1 rRNA gene is annotated in these 377 nt (G+C 52.5%); it reads left to right on the top strand.

The features are described 5' to 3' along the window. Positions 1 to 377: ribosomal RNA gene (locus AC5V8P_RS26190) — 23S ribosomal RNA — on the top strand; the annotation flags it as partial.

The following is a 377-nucleotide window of genomic DNA, read 5'->3' as shown; positions in this document are numbered from 1 at the left end:
CAAGTGTGTGTTAAGTGGGAAAGGATGTGGAGTTGCACAGACAACCAGGATGTTGGCTTAGAAGCAGCCACCATTGAAAGAGTGCGTAATAGCTCACTGGTCGAGTGACTCTGCGCCGAAAATGTAACGGGGCTAAACACACCACCGAAGCTATGGCTTGATGCTTTGCATCAGGGGTAGGGGAGCGTTGAATGCGGGTTGAAGGTGTACCGGAAGGAGCGCTGGACTGCATTCAAGTGAGAATGCCGGTATGAGTAACGAAAAGATCTGTGAGAATCAGATCCGCCGAAAGCCTAAGGGTTCCTGAGGAAGGTTCGTCCGCTCAGGGTAAGTCGGGACCTAAGGCGAGGCCGATAGGCGTAGTCGAAGGACAACAG

Source organism: Paenibacillus sp. N119s (assembly GCF_059447605.1).
The sequence above is the reverse complement of the archived record's forward strand: the minus strand, read 5'-3'. Positions and strand labels throughout refer to the sequence as shown.